The sequence below is a fragment of the Bradyrhizobium sp. CCBAU 45389 genome (assembly GCF_028128625.1).
In the GTDB taxonomy this organism is placed as follows: Bacteria; Pseudomonadota; Alphaproteobacteria; order Rhizobiales; family Xanthobacteraceae; genus Bradyrhizobium; species Bradyrhizobium liaoningense_B.
In genome coordinates this window covers 107,733-124,562 of record NZ_LBIY01000010.1, presented here as the reverse complement: position 1 = coordinate 124,562, position 16,830 = coordinate 107,733, and the positions used below count along the sequence as shown (strand labels likewise).

Below are 16,830 nucleotides of genomic sequence, written 5' to 3'. Positions count from 1 at the left end.
TCGGACATGCCCAAAAAACCAAGCAAAAGCCCGGCCGGCAAAGGCCCCCGTACCCCTGCCAGCAAGCCCGCCCGCGTCGCGGCAAAACGCCCCACGGAGGCCGTCAAGGCGGCCCCGAACCTCTCCCAGGAGCGCCTCGTCCGCGCGCTGGAGACCATTGCGGCGCACCTCGCCGCCCAGGGCAGCCCGGCCGTCGAGCCCGAGTCGTTCGAACGGGCCGATGCCTATGTCTGGCACCCCGACGGCCGCCTCTCGGCGGTGCCGCGGGTCAGCCGCGTCGAGCTGTTCCTGCTCAAGGGCGTCGACCGGATGCGCGACATCCTGATGGAGAACACCGAGCGCTTCGCGGGCGGCCTGCCCGCCAACAACGCCCTGCTCTGGGGCGCGCGCGGCATGGGCAAGTCGTCGCTGGTGAAGGCGGCACATGCCAGCATCAACGCGGACCGCAAGGCCGCCGACCGGCTGAAGCTGATCGAGATCCACCGCGAAGACATCGAAACGCTGCCGATGCTGATGGAGAAGCTCCGCGACGCCAGCTTCCGCTTCATCGTGTTCATCGACGACCTATCCTTCGACGGCAATGACGCGTCCTACAAATCGCTCAAGGCCGTGCTCGAAGGCGGCATCGAGGGCCGGCCCGACAACGTCATCCTGTACGCCACCTCCAACCGCCGTCACCTGCTCGCGCGCGACATGATCGAGAACGAGCGCTCGACCGCGATCAATCCCGGCGAAGCGGTCGAGGAGAAGGTTTCGCTGTCGGACCGCTTCGGCCTCTGGCTCGGCTTCCACCGCTGCAGCCAGGACGAATATCTCGCCATGGTGCGCGGCTATTGCAGCCATTTCGGCATCAAGGTCGAGGACGAAGCCCTGGAGCGCGAGGCGCTGGAATGGTCGACCACGCGCGGCTCCCGCTCGGGGCGCGTCGCCTGGCAGTTCGTGCAGGAGCTGGCGGGACGGCTCGGCGTGAAGCTGGCGGCGACGTAGCGGTCGGGATTGCAACCCCGTTACGGCTGTCTTTCCCCGAAGGCGGGGAATCTCTGGCTCGCAGCAGCGTCGGAGGGGGCACACTGGTGTGGTAGTAGATGGTCCCGAGGGGCCAGCCGGGCGGGTGCGGCTGCCAGACTGCCGAACAGCCCCGGGACCCAGAACGAGATGCCGCTCTCATCGGCGTTAGCGATTTGCGGGGAAGACGCGAGAGCTGCAACCACAATCGCGCCGGGGCTCGATACGTTGGAACGTGATCCGTATAATAGGCGCGATTTGCCGTAAGGGCATCGCTGATCCTACTTAGTAAAAATGCGCCTCGAGGGTGTCGGCGGCGTTGCCGCCGCGGGCGAAAGATTGAACGTCAGCCAGAGGTTCCAGCCCGCTGGCCGATTCTCATTGGCGAATTCGCCGTAGGCCTTCAGGTTCAGATATCCCTGCATGTCTCCGACCGGGAAAATGTAGCCGACCTGCGGTCCGACGCCGAGCACCCGCGACCGGAAACAGCCGACGCGATCGCCGGAGCCGCTGTCGCAGCCGAGCTGCTGATAGGCGTAACCCACGAGGCCGACCTGCCACTGCTTGGTGAGGAATTGCGACGCGCCCCAGTCGAAGTGCATGTCGACGCCACTCTGATACTGGGTGGCAGGGTTTACGAAGTTGTAGGTAAATCCCAGCACCGCCGATGCTTCTCGCCCGGTCTTTTGATCGAAATAGGTGTAGCCGCCGCCAGCGTCGATTGTCCAATGCCCAAGCCCCAAATTCGCAAGACGGTCCGACTGATAGGCGCCGACCGGGATGTCCCCGGTGACGTAGGTCATGTAGTTGTGGACACCGGCGTTCCATTTCAGCTGGAACATCGGGAGCAGATCGCCAAATGCAATGATCGAGCTGTCGATGCTGTCGAAGCGCGAGAATGGCAATACTCCGCCGCCTGGTCCCGTCACTGTCCCCACCAGCGATCCCGCCAGCGACGTCGAGTTGGACCCGTAGACTCCCAACAGGGAGGCTTGGGCCTGCGCGCCCAGCACCGGTGTCGCAAAGGTGTAGGTCCCGACTAGAAGGCCAAGATCCACATTCGCATTGACTCTGGCGTCCAGATTGACGTTCAGATTCGCGGGAATGCGACCGATCGTGATCTCTCGTGCCCGCGCCACGTCGCCGCCGGCGGAAACCGAGGTATGATAATAGATCGAGGTCACCGACCAGCCGGGCGCCTGCGCGGGGACGGCCGCGAGGCTGCCAAAGAAGCCGGGTATCCAGAAGCTGACACCGCCTTCATCGGCTCGCGCCGCATCATTAGGGAGCGCGAGTAAGGTGGCAATTGCCGCCGCGCCCAGCCGACAAACGAAACCAGTCCTTGGTGTCAATTTCCTGCTCTTCATCGCGGATCTCCCATCCTTTCACGGTCTGCAACGGAGCGGGGTTGCGTGACCAGAAGTTTCCGAATCTCGAAGCAGACACCTCTCACCTCTCACCTCTCGGGGAAGAGCAGTGACAATTCGGCCCGCAACTGCCAACTCGGCGTGCCGGTTGGACGAACGACGTTGTAATAGCCGGCTATATTTGCGCTCACTGGCTGGTCGCCGATCTTGAAGATTCGGCCGAAACCGCCACCGATCGGTACGGTCCACTGCTGGCCCGGCGCCGCCAGCCAGTTCGCGGTGATCACAGGTGAGCTTGTCAGGTACCACCCGTGCGCCATGTTGTAGTTGACGAACGGTTGCGCGAGAAATGCGTTTACGGGCGGCCGCAATGGATTGCCGCCGACTGACCACTGATTGTTGACCAGCACGCCGATCACCCAATGTCCGGGCGTCACGAGGGCAACGGCGGTCGGACCGAACAACACCTTACCGGTTCCGAGAATCGGATCGGTCGCGGACGGAACAGTGAAGACGGGACCGACGCCCCAGATCAGAGTGCCTGGATGGGTGGGGGTGAAAAAGAACTGCTGGGTAATGTCGCCAATTCCATTCGTGTTGTTGTTAAAAAACGGACTAGGTTGACTGATCACGGGCATGATGGTGCGCGAGATCACATTCCAGTCCGCGTTGATGCGCAGCGGTATGACTGGCTGAATGTTGAGGACTTCCTGGGTGCGATTGAACGGCCCGGCGTTGAAATTCGTATTGCTTTGGAACGGAACGCTGACGAGATCGGCGATAGGATTCTGCGATTTTTTGGCGAGGTCTTCGTCTTCGGAATGTTCAGCAGAATGTCTGGTTCTTATCGGCGCGATCGTTTCGGGAAGCCCGCTCTCGAATTTGTAGTTCGCACCAAACTTGACCATCTGAAGGTCGCGGTTCAGCGGGATCGACGGGACGGTGGGCGAAGTCCAATGTCCCAGCCCAATGTAATCGTATTCGAGCTTGAGCGTCCAATTCGCCTTGAAGCCGTACTCGATACCGACGCCAGCCAGCCAGCCAGAGCTGGTATTGGACCCCTGCCAAGTGACGCCGGAGAAGTTCAGCGAGGCATTGCTCTGCACCCAGCCACCGCCAAGCTTGGTGTAAAAAAGCCAGCGGTCTTCCACGAGGCCGACGCGGCCTGCCACCGTTCCGATCCAGTTCTGGCTCACCGAGCCGAGCGTAGGAGTCGGAAGCACGGGATGACCAAATGTCGCCCCATCGAAATCACCTTCCACGCCAAACAAAAGATGGCCGGCCTGGAAATTGTAGCCGGCCTGAACGCCACCGATGAATTCCGTCAGCCCGCCATATAAATTGTTGCCTGGAATGTTCAGGCTGCCGCTGGCCCAGGCCCCACCGACATTTGCGCCAACATAGAACCCTGACCAATTGTATGGCGGCGGAAGAGCGGTCGGAGCCTTCACCGGCATATCCGCAGCGCGCGCAGTGACGCTCACCAAGATAGCAAGCAGAGTCGCAAAGAACGACTTCATGGCACGCTCCCATATGGGGTAACGATGTTGCCAAATTCTCCCGTCGCATGCTCATACAACTACAATTGGTTATTTTTGACTGTCTCTTACGGGACACATCCGGCGAGAATATCGATCAGCTGGGTGTTTACCGCATAGGCCGCTTTTGGCCCGTTTGAGACAGACCAACCGGCTCAGAATTGTCCGCTTATGGAGGTAGACCGGGAGCGACGGGTGCGTAGGCCATGTTCGAGGCCCGATGTCCGTTGTGAAATGGCCACAACTGAACTTAGTTGACGGGCTCTGCTCAATAGCGTGCGTTTAGCGTGACGGTTGCTTCGCACCGCATTCGCGCGGCCAGAAGCCTTACGATCTCGCCTCTAATCAAACGAAAAGATCCTCTTCCAGTCCCTCTTCATGTCCACAACGGTCCACCTGTTCAGCGCTGCGGCATCGAGAGCGACATCGAGCTTGCCGAAATGTGATTGGCGATCGTAGGCATATTCACGTTCCGCGTCGGTATGGTGGACGATCAGGCCGAACCGCGCGCCGCTGGCACCGAGCGTCGCCCATTGCAGCATTTCGAGGTCGCCATCGGAATTACCGAATGCGGCGATCGGACGCCGGCCGATGTGGCTATTGATCCCGATCGGCTTGCCGGCCTTGTCGTCGATGAAATCGACCTCGGGCAGGCGAAATAGAACCGGCGTGCTGTCGCGCATTTCATAGCGGGTCTTGATTGACGATCCGACGACCTGCTCGGGAGGCACTCCATAAATCCTCTCGGTCCATGGCCGCATGAATTCGATGCCCCCGCCTGACACGATGAAGGTCTTGAAGCCGTTGGCGCGGAGGTAAGCGAGCAGTTCGAGCATAGGCTGGTACACGAGTTCGGTGTAGGGGCGCTTGAAGCGAGCATCACGCGCGGTCGCAAGCCAGTCTGCGACGATCTTCTCAAACTCCGCTGTCGTCATGCCGGCGTGAGTCACCGCAATCAGCTCGGCCACGCCCTTTTCTCCGGAAGCCGCGAGCGCCTTCAGGTCCCCGTTCAGCACTGCCGCGAAGGGCTGCTTGTCCTTCCATTCCGGATGCATGGGCGCAAGAACCTTCACGCGATCCAGCGCAAAAGCGAGCTGCACATACATCGGCTGCTCGATCCAAAGCGTCCCATCGTTGTCGAAGGTCGCGATGCGTTGATCGGGCGCTACGAAATAGGGCCCGCCGCTCTCCGTGACCCGTGCGACGAAGTCGACGATCGAAGCTTTCGTCGGGCCCTCATTCCAAGATGGCAGAGGTCCGGCTTGCGTCTGGGCCATGGCCGACGTGGAACGCAGGGCGGCAGATAGAAACGGAAGCATCGCCAGAGACGATAGCAGTGCGCGCCGGTCAAGGCGTGGAAATCGCATGATCTGTTTCATTGTCGACCCGCTTCGATTGTGCGGTCCCTATCGGTCAACATTGAAGGTACGTGCGAGGCTGGTGTATCGCTGCCGTTCGTCGCACGCTTGCCTATATGCTGCTTCGCGAGCGGTTGGATTCTGACCGCAGTGGATTGGCGAGCGCCGAAAGTGACGCCCGCCAATGCAGTATCCAGCGATTAGTCGCTGCGGCCGGCCGTCTTGGCCTGCTTGATCTGCTGTATCACCTGTTCGAGGTTGTAGCTCGCCGGGTCCTGCAGCGGCGGGTACGCAATATAGCTCTCCAGTTCCTTCAGCCAGAGCGCCTGCCCGATCGGCAGCATGTTCCAGTCATAGACGTAGGCTGTAGAAGGAGATCCGATTACGCCACCCAAGCCCATGAGTGTCTTGTATTGTGAACCGATCGAGGTCTCGAACGGGTCTCGCTTGATATTGACGACCTGGGCCCAGTGATAGGGAAGCGCTCCGGCAATAAAGCCCTGTGGGGCGTCGGAGACCATCGTGAAGTAGATCTTCCAGTTCTTGTAGCGGACCGCCGACGGATCCTTGCCCGAGTAGTAGAAGAAGGTATCGCGTGCCGACTTTTCCGAACGCCCGGAAAGGTACTCGGTCTGATCGACGCCATCGAGCGTGGTTTTCACGATGCCGGGATACTGGCCGGCCTCGATGCGCCTCTTCAGTTGGTCGCCCTTGGCGCCGCCGCCGATGTTGACAAACGTCGGCAGCCAGTCGAGCGCTGCGAACATTTCGTTCTTGACGGTACCGGGCTTGATGACGCCCGGCCAGCGAACGAGGGCCGGCGCGCGCATGCCGCCTTCCCAGGTGCTCAGCTTGCCGCCCTTGAACGGAGTGGTGCCGCCGTCCGGAAAGGTGATGGTTTCGGCACCGTTGTCGGTGGTGAACACGACGATCGTATTGTCGAGTTGGCCCATGTCTTCGAGCTTCTTGAGCACCACGCCGATGTTGTCATCCATCTGCTTCATGCCGGCTTCGTTGAGGCCCCAGTCCTTGCCGCCCGCCTCGCCGACCATGCTCAGGTACTTGTCATTCAGCACAGTCGTGATGTGCATGCGCGCAGGGTTGTACCAGACGAAGAAAGGCTTGCCCGTCGTCTTCGGATCGTTGCGATCGATGAAGTCGATAACCTTGGCCGAGATTTCCTCGTCGACCCCCTTCGATCGCTCGAGTGTCAGCGGGCCCTGGTCGATGCACTGCTGAGTCCTGCCTGTACCGTCCGACTTGCACGACAGGACGTTGCGCGGAGGCGTCAGGCAAACCGTCGTTTTCGGATCGACCGCGCCCGGTACCTCCGCGAGGCCGGGGATCGGCGTGTTCTTGCACGGTGGGGCAACCGTCTGCTGGGTGGGGGACTTGTTGATGTCCGGGAAGCTCACGCCCTGCATCGCATCGAGATGATACAGATAGCCCCAATATTCCTGGAAGCCGTGAGCGGTCGGCAGCGCGTCGGTGTGATCGCCGAGATGGTTCTTGCCGAACTCGCCGGTGTTGTAGCCGAGATCGAGCAGGAACTTGGCGAGCGCCGGGGTGCCGGGCCGCAAATAGGACGGGCTGCCGGGCAGTTGCGGAGGAATCATTCCCGTTCGCAGCGGATGCATGCCGGTGAAGAAGGCATTGCGGCCGGCGGTGCAGCTCTGCTCGGCATAGTAATGCGTGAAGATCGCTCCTTCGTTGCCGATGCGATCGATGTTGGGCGTCTCGCCGACCATCAGGCCGCGATGGTAGATGCTCGGCTGATACAGGCCGATGTCGTCGCCCATGATGAAGAGGATGTTGGGCTTTTGCGCCGGCTGCTGGGCGGCTGCCGGAGTGCTGATCAACCCTGAGGATGGAATTATCATCGTCGCACTGAGCAGCGCTAGACGGGACCGCTTGATCCAACTTTGCGTCTTGCGCGGCGTTGCAACCGAAAGCTTGTCCTTGAATACGCAATTCAACATGGCATTGCTCTCCCGTTATGATGCGTTAGAGACACCTCGTCTGATGCACCGAAATCCAAGATGACTTGTGGATGTGTCGACCGGCTCCGCATGCCGCGCAGCCGGCCGGTAGCGCCGGCAGTAATTCGGCGCGCACAAATGCGAGCCGCCTTTGATGACCTTGCGTGGAATCTTGACGTTGGTCGTTCTGGGGTCGTAGCTATCGGCCTCGCGGCCGCCGCGCGGGTTCTCTGGAATGCAGCAGGCTTTTGCAGCGTCGGCCTCATGCCGAGGCGAGTACCAGTCGCACGTCCACTCCCAGACGTTGCCGATCATATCGTGCAGCCCGTATCCGTTCGGCGGAAACGCGGTGACCGGCGATGTCCGTTCGTAGCCGTCGTCCCCAGTGTTCTGGCGTGGAAATTCGCCCTGCCAGGTGTTGGCCATGTGACGGCCCTCGGGCGTAAATTCATCTCCCCATGCGAACTCGGCGCCGTCCAGCCCGCCGCGCGCCGCGAATTCCCATTCCGCCTCGGTCGGCAAATCCTTGCCGGCCCATCTTGCGTAGGCGATCACGTCGCTGAACGCCACATGCACGACGGGATGATCGTCCAGCCCACGGATGTCGCTGCCCGGCCCGTAGGGATGCCGCCAGTCCGCGCCTTTGGCGAAGGTCCACCACTGGCTGAAGTCCCGGAGACTGACGGGATACGCGGGCGGAGAGAACATCAGCGAACCCGCGTAGATCATATGCGGGAGAATTCCGGGGTAATCCTTTGGATCGGGCGTGATCTCGGCAACGGTGACGTGGCCGGTAGCTCTGGCGAACGCCTTGAATTGCCGGTTCGTCACTGGATGGCGATCCATCCAGAACGCATCCACGGTGACGCGGTGGACCGGCGCTTCCTCCGGATAGTGTCGATCCGAACCCATGCGAAACGTGCCGCCCGGCACGTACAGCATCCCCTCACCTGCTTGATGCTGGAACGATTGTCCGGAATCAGGCGACGACGTCGCATCAGCCAGCTTCATGCCGATCTCCCGGACCCGAGCGTCATTGGCCTGCGCCGCTACGGAAACCGAACGTCACTCTTCCAGGTTGATTTAGATCAAAGGTTCGGGGTTGGGTCGTTCACGCCGGCGCTGGGTCGCTGGCAAGCCCAGCCAGATCCGCTGCGCCGTCAAAACCGAAGCAGACCCAAAACGAGGCAACTTCTCGGCCTGGCGACCGCCGCCCCTGGAAATAGTGGATCGCCCGCTCTGGTGCGCCATGCGCACAAGGCGGGCGATGACAGCATATTCGTGGTGGTTGCGCGCCCAACTCTGTGGGCCCGCGCCTCACGCCCCGTTCAGGAATTGAAGCGGGTCAACCGGGCTCGATCCCTTGCGGATCTCGAAGTGGAGCTGCGGCGACGCCACCTCACCGGATTGACCCGACTTGGCAATGACCTGACCGCGCTTGATGGTATCGCCGCGCTTCACCAGCAGCTCACTCGCATGGGCATATGCGGTGACGTAGCCGTTGGAGTGCCGAACCAGGACCAGATTGCCGTAACCCTTCAGCTCGTTGCCGGAATAGGCGACGACGCCGTCTTCAGCCGCCTTGACCGGCGTCCCCTCCGGTACCGCGAGATTGATGCCGTCGTTGGACTTGCCGTTGGTCTTGGCACCGTAGCTCGTGACCACCTTGCCGCGCACCGGCCAGCGGAAGGTCGGCAGCGCGCCGGTGGCTTCCGCAGCTTTCGCCGGCGTCTCGGCGGGCTTCTCTTCGACGTTCGCCGTGGCCTGCGCCAGGCGCGCGCTCTGCACGGGCACGACAGCGGCCATCTTGGTGGCAGGAGCCGGTGCCGGGGCAGCCGCAATGGGTTGCAGCGTTCCGGCGACCGGGGCCGCTGCGACGGGCGCGGCGGCAACCGGCGCTGCAACCGCAGCGGTCTTTGCGCCGGGCACGGTCAGCTTGGTGCCGAGCTTGAGCTTGGCCGACGAATCGAGACCGTTGGCCCGCGCGAGCTCGGCCGCCGAGATATGGTTCTTGCGGGCGATGCTGGCGAGCGTGTCGCCACGATTGACGAAATGAGTGCTCGGAGGCGCAGCGACGGCAGCAACCGGCTTGCCAGCAGGCGCCATCGCCGGAGCCGCGGCGACAGGAGCCATCGCAGGCGCGGGCGCAGCGGCCGTGGCCGGATGCGGGATGATCAGCTGCTGACCGGGCGAGAGCGCGCGCGGGCCCTTGTAGCCATTGGCGGCGAGGATCGCCTGCGGCGTGACGCGATAGCGCTTGGCCAGCACATCGAGCGTATCGCTGGTACCGACGATGATCTTGGTTCCACCGGCCGGCTGGGCGGCGGCGACCGAGCGCGGCGGCACGGTGGCCGTGGTGTCCAGGTGCGGCTGCGCCGGGGGCGCATAGGAGCTGACGCCGCGCCCGCCTCCGGACACGCCGCCGCCTCCCGTGACCGGATAGGATTGCGGCGCGGATACCGCCGGCGGCGGCAAGGGCTGCGACTGGTAATAACCGGGCTGCGTCTGCGGCCGCGCATATTGCGGCAGCTCACGCGGCTGCTGCTGCGGCGGCGGGGCCTGCTGCACCGAACCGGTCTGGTCGGACGCGAAGGGATTGGAGAAATTCGACTGGGACAACCGCGACGACATGTCGGCGCTGCACCCTGCGAAGCTGAAGGAGATCAGCGCCAGCACCGCGACCTGCGGCACGCGGCGCGAGTAAAGCAACTCGGCGACGACAGACATGGTTACTCACTCGTACGCAACAGAACTGGTGTTTTAAGTAAACACGCGCCGAGTAAATAACGGCTTAACCCTCCCAATAAGATGTTGGCGGAACAGCCAATCCGGAAATCTACAGCTCCCGCGCCACGCCCGGCAGTGCCGGTACGAAGCGGACCTCGACGAGTTCCTTGCGCTCGATCCCGGCTTCGGTCCGGGTCAGGCGGATCAGCGTCTGCACGCCCTGATGCGGCCCGACCGGGGCGATCAGGATGCCGCCGACCTCGAGCCGCTCGATCAGGTTCTCCGGAATCTGCTCCATCGCGGCGGTAACGATGATGCGGTCGAACGGCCCGATATTGGGCGGCAGGTTGAGGCCATCACCGAGCATCACCTCGACATTGTGACAGTCGAGCTTTTCGAGCCTGGCGCGTGCGGCGTCGGCCAGCTTGCGATAGCGCTCTACGGTCAGCACCTGGCCTGCGAGCCGCGACAGCACCGCCGCCTGATAGCCGGAGCCCGCTCCGATCTCGAGCACGCGGTGCCGCTTGTGGAGCTGGAGCTGCTCGGTCATGTAGGCGACGACGAAGGGCTGGCTGATGGTCTGCCCGCACGCGATCGGCAGCGCGCTATCGCGATAGGCGCCCTCGCGATCGGCCTCGTCGACGAAAAGCTCGCGCGGCACCTCCTCCATGGTCCTCAGCACCGCCTGATCGCTGATGCCCCGACGCCTCAGCGTGAGCTGAAACATCATCTTTTCCGGCGGATGCTGATTGGGGGTCATCGCTGCTTGTATCGTCTCGTCAGGTCGGGATCGTTGCCTTGCATAGCTCAAGGCCCGGGGCGAGAATCTTGTTCCTGCCCAGGAACCCATGATAGCCTTTCGCCGCTATATTTGACCACAAGTTGGCCTGCAGCGGTCTGGCCGCGAAGGCCATTTTCGGGCGCTCGTTCGCCGAAACGCGCATTGCGTCGATTCGTGTTATCTGCGAACGTTTTCGCAAATGGGCAAGGACTCACCGACAATGACGGCGACAGGGCTTTCGGGCCGCTCTGTATTCCTCGTCGAGGACGAGGTGATGATCAGGATGATGGTCGCGGACATGCTCGAAGAGCTCGGCTACAAGGTCGCAGCCGAAGCCGGCGATATCACCGAGGCGATGCGGCTCGCCCAGGCCACCGAGTTCGACATCGCCATCCTCGACGTCAACGTCAACGGCAAGGTCATCTCGCCGGTCGCCGATGTGATCAGGGCGAAGGGCTGCCCGTTCATCTTCGCCACCGGCTACGGCTCTTCGGGCCTGCCCGAGCAATATCGCGACCGGCCGGCCCTGCAGAAGCCGTTCCAGCTCGACGCGCTCGGCAAGACCATCGAAGCGGCCCTGCGCGGCGGCTAGCCGCTACTTCCAAATCTTCTTACTTCAACGTCGCGCTCAGCTCTTCCGAGAACGCTTCGTTGGTGCGATCGAGCCTGAGCGGCGTGACCGAGACATAGCGATCGCGCAGCGCGGCGAGATCCGTGCCGTCGGCCGGCGTATCCATCATCGCCGCGCGCTCGAAGCCGATCCAGAAATAGGGATTGTTGCGTCCGTCCTTGCGCTCGTCGATCCTGAGGAAGCCGAGATTGCGCTTGCCCTGACGGGTGACGCGAATGCCGAGCACATCTTCCGGCGCGCAGGACGGGAAGTTGACGTTGATGACGGTGTCCTTCGGGATGCCTGCGGCGATCACCTTGCGCAGGATGTCGGGGCCGAACTTGCGCGCGGTGTCCCACGGCGGCCGTTCGCGGGTCTCGACGCTGAACTCCTGCGACAGCGCGAACGACGGCAGTCCGAGGATGGTGCCTTCGAGCGCGCCGGCGATGGTGCCGGAATAGACCACGTCCTCGGCGACGTTGCGGCCCTTGTTGACGCCCGACAGCACGACGTCGGGCGGCTTGGTGCCGAGAATGTGCCGCGCCCCCATGATGACGCAGTCGGTCGGGGTGCCGCGCACCGCAAAGTGCCGCGGACCGACCTCGCGCAGGCGCAGGGGATCGTTCAGCGACAGCGAATGCGACACGCCGGACTGGTCGAGCTCGGGCGCCACCACCCAGACGTCGTCGGACAATGCACGCGCGATCTCCTCCACGACCTTGAGGCCGGGAGCGTGGATGCCGTCGTCATTGGTGCAGAGAATGCGCATGCGAGAGATCGATTCCAGAAAGCAGGGTCCGAGCCGTCTTAACCGGCTCTGGCCCATCAGGCAAACCGGGCCAATTTCGGGGCCGGATCGGTTCCCTCTCCCGTCCCGTTACCGGCGAACGCGCCATTGCGGCAGGAAGCGCGCCAGCCGGCCTTCGACACGCAGCACCATCGCCGGCACGACCGGGCTTGCAGCGGGCGCCTCGACCACGCCGAGCGCCTCCAGCTGTGCAACGATAGGATCCGGCGTCTGCGGAAAACGTTCGCGTGCCACCGTCAATGCCTTCTCGAAATCAGCCGCATTCACGCCGGGCTTCGCCCGCCGGCTGTGCACGAGATCGTCGTCCCAGAGCCGCGCGATCTCGATGTCGAGCACACCGCGCAAACGCTGATCGACGGCCTGGATGCCGGCACCTGTCACCGCCCATTGTCTGCCGACCCAGAAGATATCGCGATGCAAGGCCATGGACGGTCAGTTCGCATTGACAGGTGGCCGGCAGGATAACCGGCCGCCCGATCTTCGCAACCAAACGTTTCTGCGTTTCAAGCGGGCAACACGATCAGTCGCGCGCGACCACCTTCAGTCCGCCCATATAGGGCTGGAGCACGCTGGGGACCGCGATCGAGCCGTCCTCCTGCTGATAGGTTTCCATCACGGCGATCAGCGCGCGGCCGACTGCGGTGCCGGAGCCGTTCAGCGTGTGCACGAAGCGCGGCTTGCCGTCGGGCCCGCGCGAGCGCGCATCCATGCGGCGTGCCTGGAAGTCGCCGCAGACCGAGCAGCTCGAGATCTCGCGGAACATGCCGCCGTCGCCCTGCCCGGGCATCCAGACCTCGATGTCGTAGGTTTTTTGCGACGAAAAGCCCATGTCTCCTGCGCAGAGCGTCATCACGCGATAATGCAGGTCGAGCTTCTGCAACACCTGCTCGGCGCAGGACAGCATCCGTTCGAGTTCGTCCTTGCTGGTCTCGGGCGTCGTGATCGAGACCAGCTCGACCTTGGTGAACTGGTGCTGGCGGATCATGCCGCGGGTGTCGCGGCCGGCAGCGCCAGCCTCGGCGCGGAAGCATGGCGTCAGCGCGGTGAGGCGCATCGGCAATTGCTTCTCGTCGAGAATGGATTCGCGCGCGAGGTTGGTGAGCGAGACTTCTGCGGTCGGAATGAGGCCGAGGCGCTCGGTCTTTAGCCGCTCATGATCTGGCGAGGCAAGCAGCTCGCCCTTGATCGCCCAGAACTGATCGTCCTCGAATTTCGGCAATTGTCCCGTGCCGAACATCACCTCGTTGCGCACCAGCAGCGGTGGATTGATCTCGGTGTAGCCATGCTCGGTCGTGTGCAGGTCGAGCATGAACTGGCCGATCGCACGCTCGAGCCGCGCCAGCCCCTTCTTCAGCACGACGAAGCGCGCGCCGGAGAGTCTTGCCGCCGCCTCGAAATCCATGTAGCCGAGCGCGGTACCGAGATCGTCGTGCAGCTTCGGCGCGAAGCCGTAATTGCGCTTGTTGCCGAACACGTGGTGCTCCACGTTGCCGTGCTCGTCGACACCATCGGGCACTTCGTCGAACGGAATGTTCGGGATCGCGGACAGCTCTTTGGTCAGCTCCTCGTCGGCAGCCTTCGCGGCAGCCTCGAGCTCCGGCATCGTGGTCTTGAGCTCGGCGACCTCGGCCATCAGCTTGGCCGCGCGCGCCTCGTCCTTCGCCTTCTTGGCGTCGCCGATTTCCTTCGAAGCCGCGTTACGCCGCGCCTGCGCCTGCTCCGAGGCCAGGATCGCCGCCCGCCGCTTCTCGTCGATCGCCAGCAGCGACTCCGACAGCGGCTTCAGACCGCGCCGGGCGAGGCCGGCGTCGAAGGCTTGCGGATTGTCGCGGATCGATTTGATGTCGTGCATGGCCGTGGTCCTGGGTCAGCGCGTAAATAGTCAACATCTATGCTGACAACTTACATTGGCGCGCCTCCCCTAGCACAGCTGTCATCATCCGCGAAGGCGGATGATCCAGTATTCCAGAGACGGGGGAGATTCCTCGAAAGGCCGCGGCGTACTGGATTCCCCGCTCCAGTGCGCAATTGCGCACAAGGCGGGGAATGACACCGGAGGCTGTAGCGCCCTACTCGGCCGGATTGGCCGGTGTCGTCACATCAGTGCCGGTGGCAGCCTGCGACGCCGCCGCCTTCTTCTCCACCATCGCCACCGCGATGATCGAGCCCTCATAGAGCGCCATCAGCGGAATCGCCAGCGAGCACTGGCTGATAACGTCGGGCGGCGTCAGCACGGCCGCGATGACGAAGGCGATGACGATGAAATAGCGCCGCTTCTCGCGCAGCATCTTCGAGGTGATGATGCCGATCCGCCCGAGCAGCGTCAGGATGACCGGAAGCTGGAAGGCAATGCCGAAAGCGAAGATCAACGACATCATCAGCGACAGATATTCGCCGACCTTCGGCAACAGCTCGATCTTTGCGGTCTCGTCGCTGCCGAGCTGCTGCATGCCCAGCGAGAAGCGCGCCAGCATCGGGAACACAACGAAATAGACCAGTGTCGCACCCAGCACGAAAAAGAACGGCGTCGCGACCAGATACGGCAGGAAGGCCTGCTTCTCGTGCTTGTAGAGCCCGGGCGCCACGAACATGTAGACCTGCCCCGCCACGATTGGGAACGAGATGAAGGCCGCGCCAAACATCGCCAGCTTCAGCTGGGTCAGGAAATATTCCAGGAACGCGGTGTAAATGAGCTTGGCGTTTCCGGGATCGCCGACGGCCAAGACATATGGCCAGACCAACACGTTGAAAATCTGCTTGGCGAAGAAGAAGCAGAAGATGAAGGCCACGCCAAAGCCGAGAAGCGCCTTGATCAGCCGCGAGCGCAGCTCGATCAGGTGGTCCATCAGAGGGGCTTTGCTGGCTTCGATATCGGCGTCGGTCATGACGCTTTGGCGTCCTTGATCGCTTCGGATGGCGCGGTGTCCTGCGCGACCTTTGCCTGCTCGACCTCACGGGTGATGGCGAGCGGCTCGTTCACAGCCGCATGCGCCTCGGCTTCCACGAAAGTCTCCGGCGTCGGGGCTTCTGGGGTGGTCGGAGTAGCCGGCGCTTCAATTGAAGTCGCCGGTTCGGCAGCCGTCGCAGGCGTCTCGGCCGGCTTGTCCAGCGCATCGACGCGAAGCGCGTCGCTGACGTCCTTCTGGAGCGAGGTCAGCGGATTGAATCCGGTGGCGGCTTCCTTGACCTCATCAAAGCTCTTCTTGAGGTCGGCCATCTCGGCCTCGCGCATCGCCTCCTGGAACTGACCCTGGAATTCGGCGGCCATCTTGCGGGCCTTGCCCATCCACTGCCCGACCATGCGCAGCACGCCCGGCAGCTCTTTCGGGCCGATGGCGATCAGGGCCACGACCCCGATCAGGACCAGTTCACTCCACCCGATGTCGAACATGAGGTCTTCCGTTCACGCGAAGCCGCACCCGGCCCAATCCCTTGCGCGCAGGATCGGGGCCGCTACCCGCGTCTCGCGTGCTCTCTGGCTCAGACGGCCTTGCTGCCGACGTCGGACCGAGCCGCGGTCGGCGCGGCGTTGTGCTCGATGGACTTGGCCGGCTCGGGCTTCTCGGCAGGCTTGTCGTCGTCCTGCATGCCCTTCTTGAACGCCTTGATGCCCTGCGCCACGTCGCCCATCAGATCCGAAATCTTGCCGCGGCCGAACAGCAGCAGGACCACTGCGATCACCAAGATCCAGTGCCAAATGCTGAGTGAACCCATCCTGCAACCCTCCAAACGCGCATGGCCGGGGACCCGGCCGATCTTCACCGAAACCTAGGCTTGGCGGGTGTCAAAAACAAGGACCAAGGCAGCGCCAATTCGCTGTTGGCGCTACGTAATCTTGCTAGTGTTAACTGGTCGCAGGGGCCCGTAAACGGACGGTACGTCAGTCCTCGGCGCCGCCTTCGCTGCCACCCTCGCCGCCGCCCTCATTGCCGCCTTCCGGCGCCTCCGGCTCGACCGCAGGCGCCAGCGCGAGATCGAGGTCCTCACCCGGTTCCAGCGGATCCTCGTCCTCACGCAGCGCCGGATCGTCCGATGGCGTCGGAACGCTGAAGCCCGTCGGCAGACGCGAATCCAGCAGACCCGTGCCTTTCAGCTCTTCCAGACCCGGCAAATCGCCGAGCTGTTCCAGGGTGAACTGCGACAGGAAGTCCTCGGTGGTTCCGAAGGTCAGCGGACGGCCCGGCGTCTTGCGACGGCCGCGCGGCTTGATCCAGCCGGTCTCCAGCAGCACGTCGAGAGTGCCCTTCGAGGTGACGACGCCGCGGATCTCCTCAATCTCGGCGCGCGTCACCGGCTGGTGATAGGCGATGATCGCCAGCACCTCGATCGCCGCGCGCGACAGGCGGCGGGTCTCGGTGCTCTCGCGCGTCATCAGCCAGGCGAGATCGCCGGCGGTGCGGAAGGTCCATTTGTTGGCAACTCGCACGAGATTGACACCACGCGAGGCGTAGTCGGCCTGCAACTGCTCGAGCGCGGCCTTGACGTCCACGCCATCAGGCATCCGCTTGGACAGCGTCGCGGTATCCAGCGGCTCGCTCGAAGCGAACAGCAGCGCTTCCAGCAGCCGTAGCTCTTCGGGACGTGCCTGGGTCTCGTTCTCCATCGGCTCGGCCTCTTCTACCCGCACTTCAGCCAGGCTTGCCATGACAGACTCTCC

General features: G+C 63.1%; 16 protein-coding genes. 2 read left to right on the top strand and 14 right to left on the bottom strand.

The features are described 5' to 3' along the window. Positions 1–6: 6 nt before the first annotated feature. Positions 7–987, top strand: coding sequence for an ATP-binding protein (locus XH79_RS06095; RefSeq protein ID WP_212336122.1), 981 nt, complete (start codon positions 7–9; stop codon positions 985–987). Between the two features lie 299 nt (positions 988–1,286). Here the strand turns inward: XH79_RS06095 and XH79_RS06085 are convergent, their stop codons facing one another. From XH79_RS06085 to XH79_RS06055, 7 genes are all read right to left on the bottom strand, one after another. Beyond that, positions 1,287–2,372: a SphA family protein gene (locus XH79_RS06085; RefSeq protein WP_271581051.1), complete on the bottom strand. Its 1,086-nt coding sequence runs from the start codon at positions 2,370–2,372 to the stop codon at positions 1,287–1,289. 89 nt (positions 2,373–2,461) lie between these two features. Beyond that, entirely contained in the window at positions 2,462–3,892 is a 1,431-nt protein-coding gene (locus XH79_RS06080; protein WP_271581050.1) for an outer membrane protein, read from the bottom strand. Positions 3,893–4,251: 359 nt separating this feature from the next. After that, entirely contained in the window at positions 4,252–5,229 is a 978-nt protein-coding gene (locus XH79_RS06075; protein WP_271581136.1) for an HAD family hydrolase, read from the bottom strand. 239 nt (positions 5,230–5,468) lie between these two features. Then, positions 5,469–7,148 carry an arylsulfatase gene (locus tag XH79_RS06070; RefSeq protein ID WP_271581049.1) on the bottom strand — a complete coding sequence of 560 codons (1,680 nt, stop codon included), beginning with the start codon at positions 7,146–7,148 and terminating at the stop codon, positions 5,469–5,471. A gap of 114 nt (positions 7,149–7,262) precedes the next feature. After that, positions 7,263–8,258 carry a formylglycine-generating enzyme family protein gene (locus XH79_RS06065; protein WP_271581048.1) on the bottom strand — a complete coding sequence of 332 codons (996 nt, stop codon included), beginning with the start codon at positions 8,256–8,258 and terminating at the stop codon, positions 7,263–7,265. 306 nt (positions 8,259–8,564) lie between these two features. Then, on the bottom strand, positions 8,565–9,974 hold the full coding sequence (locus tag XH79_RS06060; protein ID WP_271581047.1) for a peptidoglycan DD-metalloendopeptidase family protein: 1,410 nt from the start codon (positions 9,972–9,974) through the stop codon (positions 8,565–8,567). Positions 9,975–10,083: 109 nt separating this feature from the next. Beyond that, entirely contained in the window at positions 10,084–10,734 is a 651-nt protein-coding gene (locus XH79_RS06055) for a protein-L-isoaspartate(D-aspartate) O-methyltransferase (protein WP_271581046.1), read from the bottom strand. A 241-nt stretch (positions 10,735–10,975) separates the two neighbouring features. On the opposite strand from XH79_RS06055, the gene XH79_RS06050 reads away from it, so the two are divergent. After that, entirely contained in the window at positions 10,976–11,347 is a 372-nt protein-coding gene (locus XH79_RS06050; protein ID WP_258766807.1) for a response regulator, read from the top strand. A gap of 19 nt (positions 11,348–11,366) precedes the next feature. On the opposite strand, the gene surE is transcribed toward XH79_RS06050, so the two are convergent. From surE to scpB, 7 genes are all read right to left on the bottom strand, one after another. Further along, entirely contained in the window at positions 11,367–12,134 is a 768-nt protein-coding gene (gene surE, locus XH79_RS06045) for a 5'/3'-nucleotidase SurE (protein WP_271581045.1), read from the bottom strand. A gap of 108 nt (positions 12,135–12,242) precedes the next feature. Next, entirely contained in the window at positions 12,243–12,599 is a 357-nt protein-coding gene (locus XH79_RS06040; protein WP_271581044.1) for a hypothetical protein, read from the bottom strand. 94 nt (positions 12,600–12,693) lie between these two features. Further along, positions 12,694–14,025 (bottom strand): serine--tRNA ligase, encoded by a 1,332-nt coding sequence (gene serS, locus XH79_RS06035; RefSeq protein WP_271581043.1) that lies wholly within the window; start codon positions 14,023–14,025, stop codon positions 12,694–12,696. 217 nt (positions 14,026–14,242) lie between these two features. After that, the gene (tatC, locus tag XH79_RS06030) at positions 14,243–15,058 is read right to left on the bottom strand and encodes a twin-arginine translocase subunit TatC (protein WP_212336112.1); all 816 of its coding nucleotides are present in this window, start codon (positions 15,056–15,058) and stop codon (positions 14,243–14,245) included. Then, a complete protein-coding gene (gene tatB, locus XH79_RS06025) occupies positions 15,055–15,564 on the bottom strand; it encodes a Sec-independent protein translocase protein TatB (RefSeq protein WP_212336111.1) in 510 nt (169 codons plus the stop codon). Before tatB ends, tatC begins: the two co-directional genes overlap by 4 nt. An 89-nt stretch (positions 15,565–15,653) precedes the next feature. Next, positions 15,654–15,887 carry a twin-arginine translocase TatA/TatE family subunit gene (locus XH79_RS06020; RefSeq protein ID WP_018642198.1) on the bottom strand — a complete coding sequence of 78 codons (234 nt, stop codon included), beginning with the start codon at positions 15,885–15,887 and terminating at the stop codon, positions 15,654–15,656. Positions 15,888–16,053: 166 nt separating this feature from the next. Beyond that, complete coding sequence (gene scpB / locus XH79_RS06015) at positions 16,054–16,818, bottom strand: SMC-Scp complex subunit ScpB (protein WP_271581042.1); 765 nt, start codon at positions 16,816–16,818, stop codon at positions 16,054–16,056. Positions 16,819–16,830 lie beyond the last annotated feature (12 nt).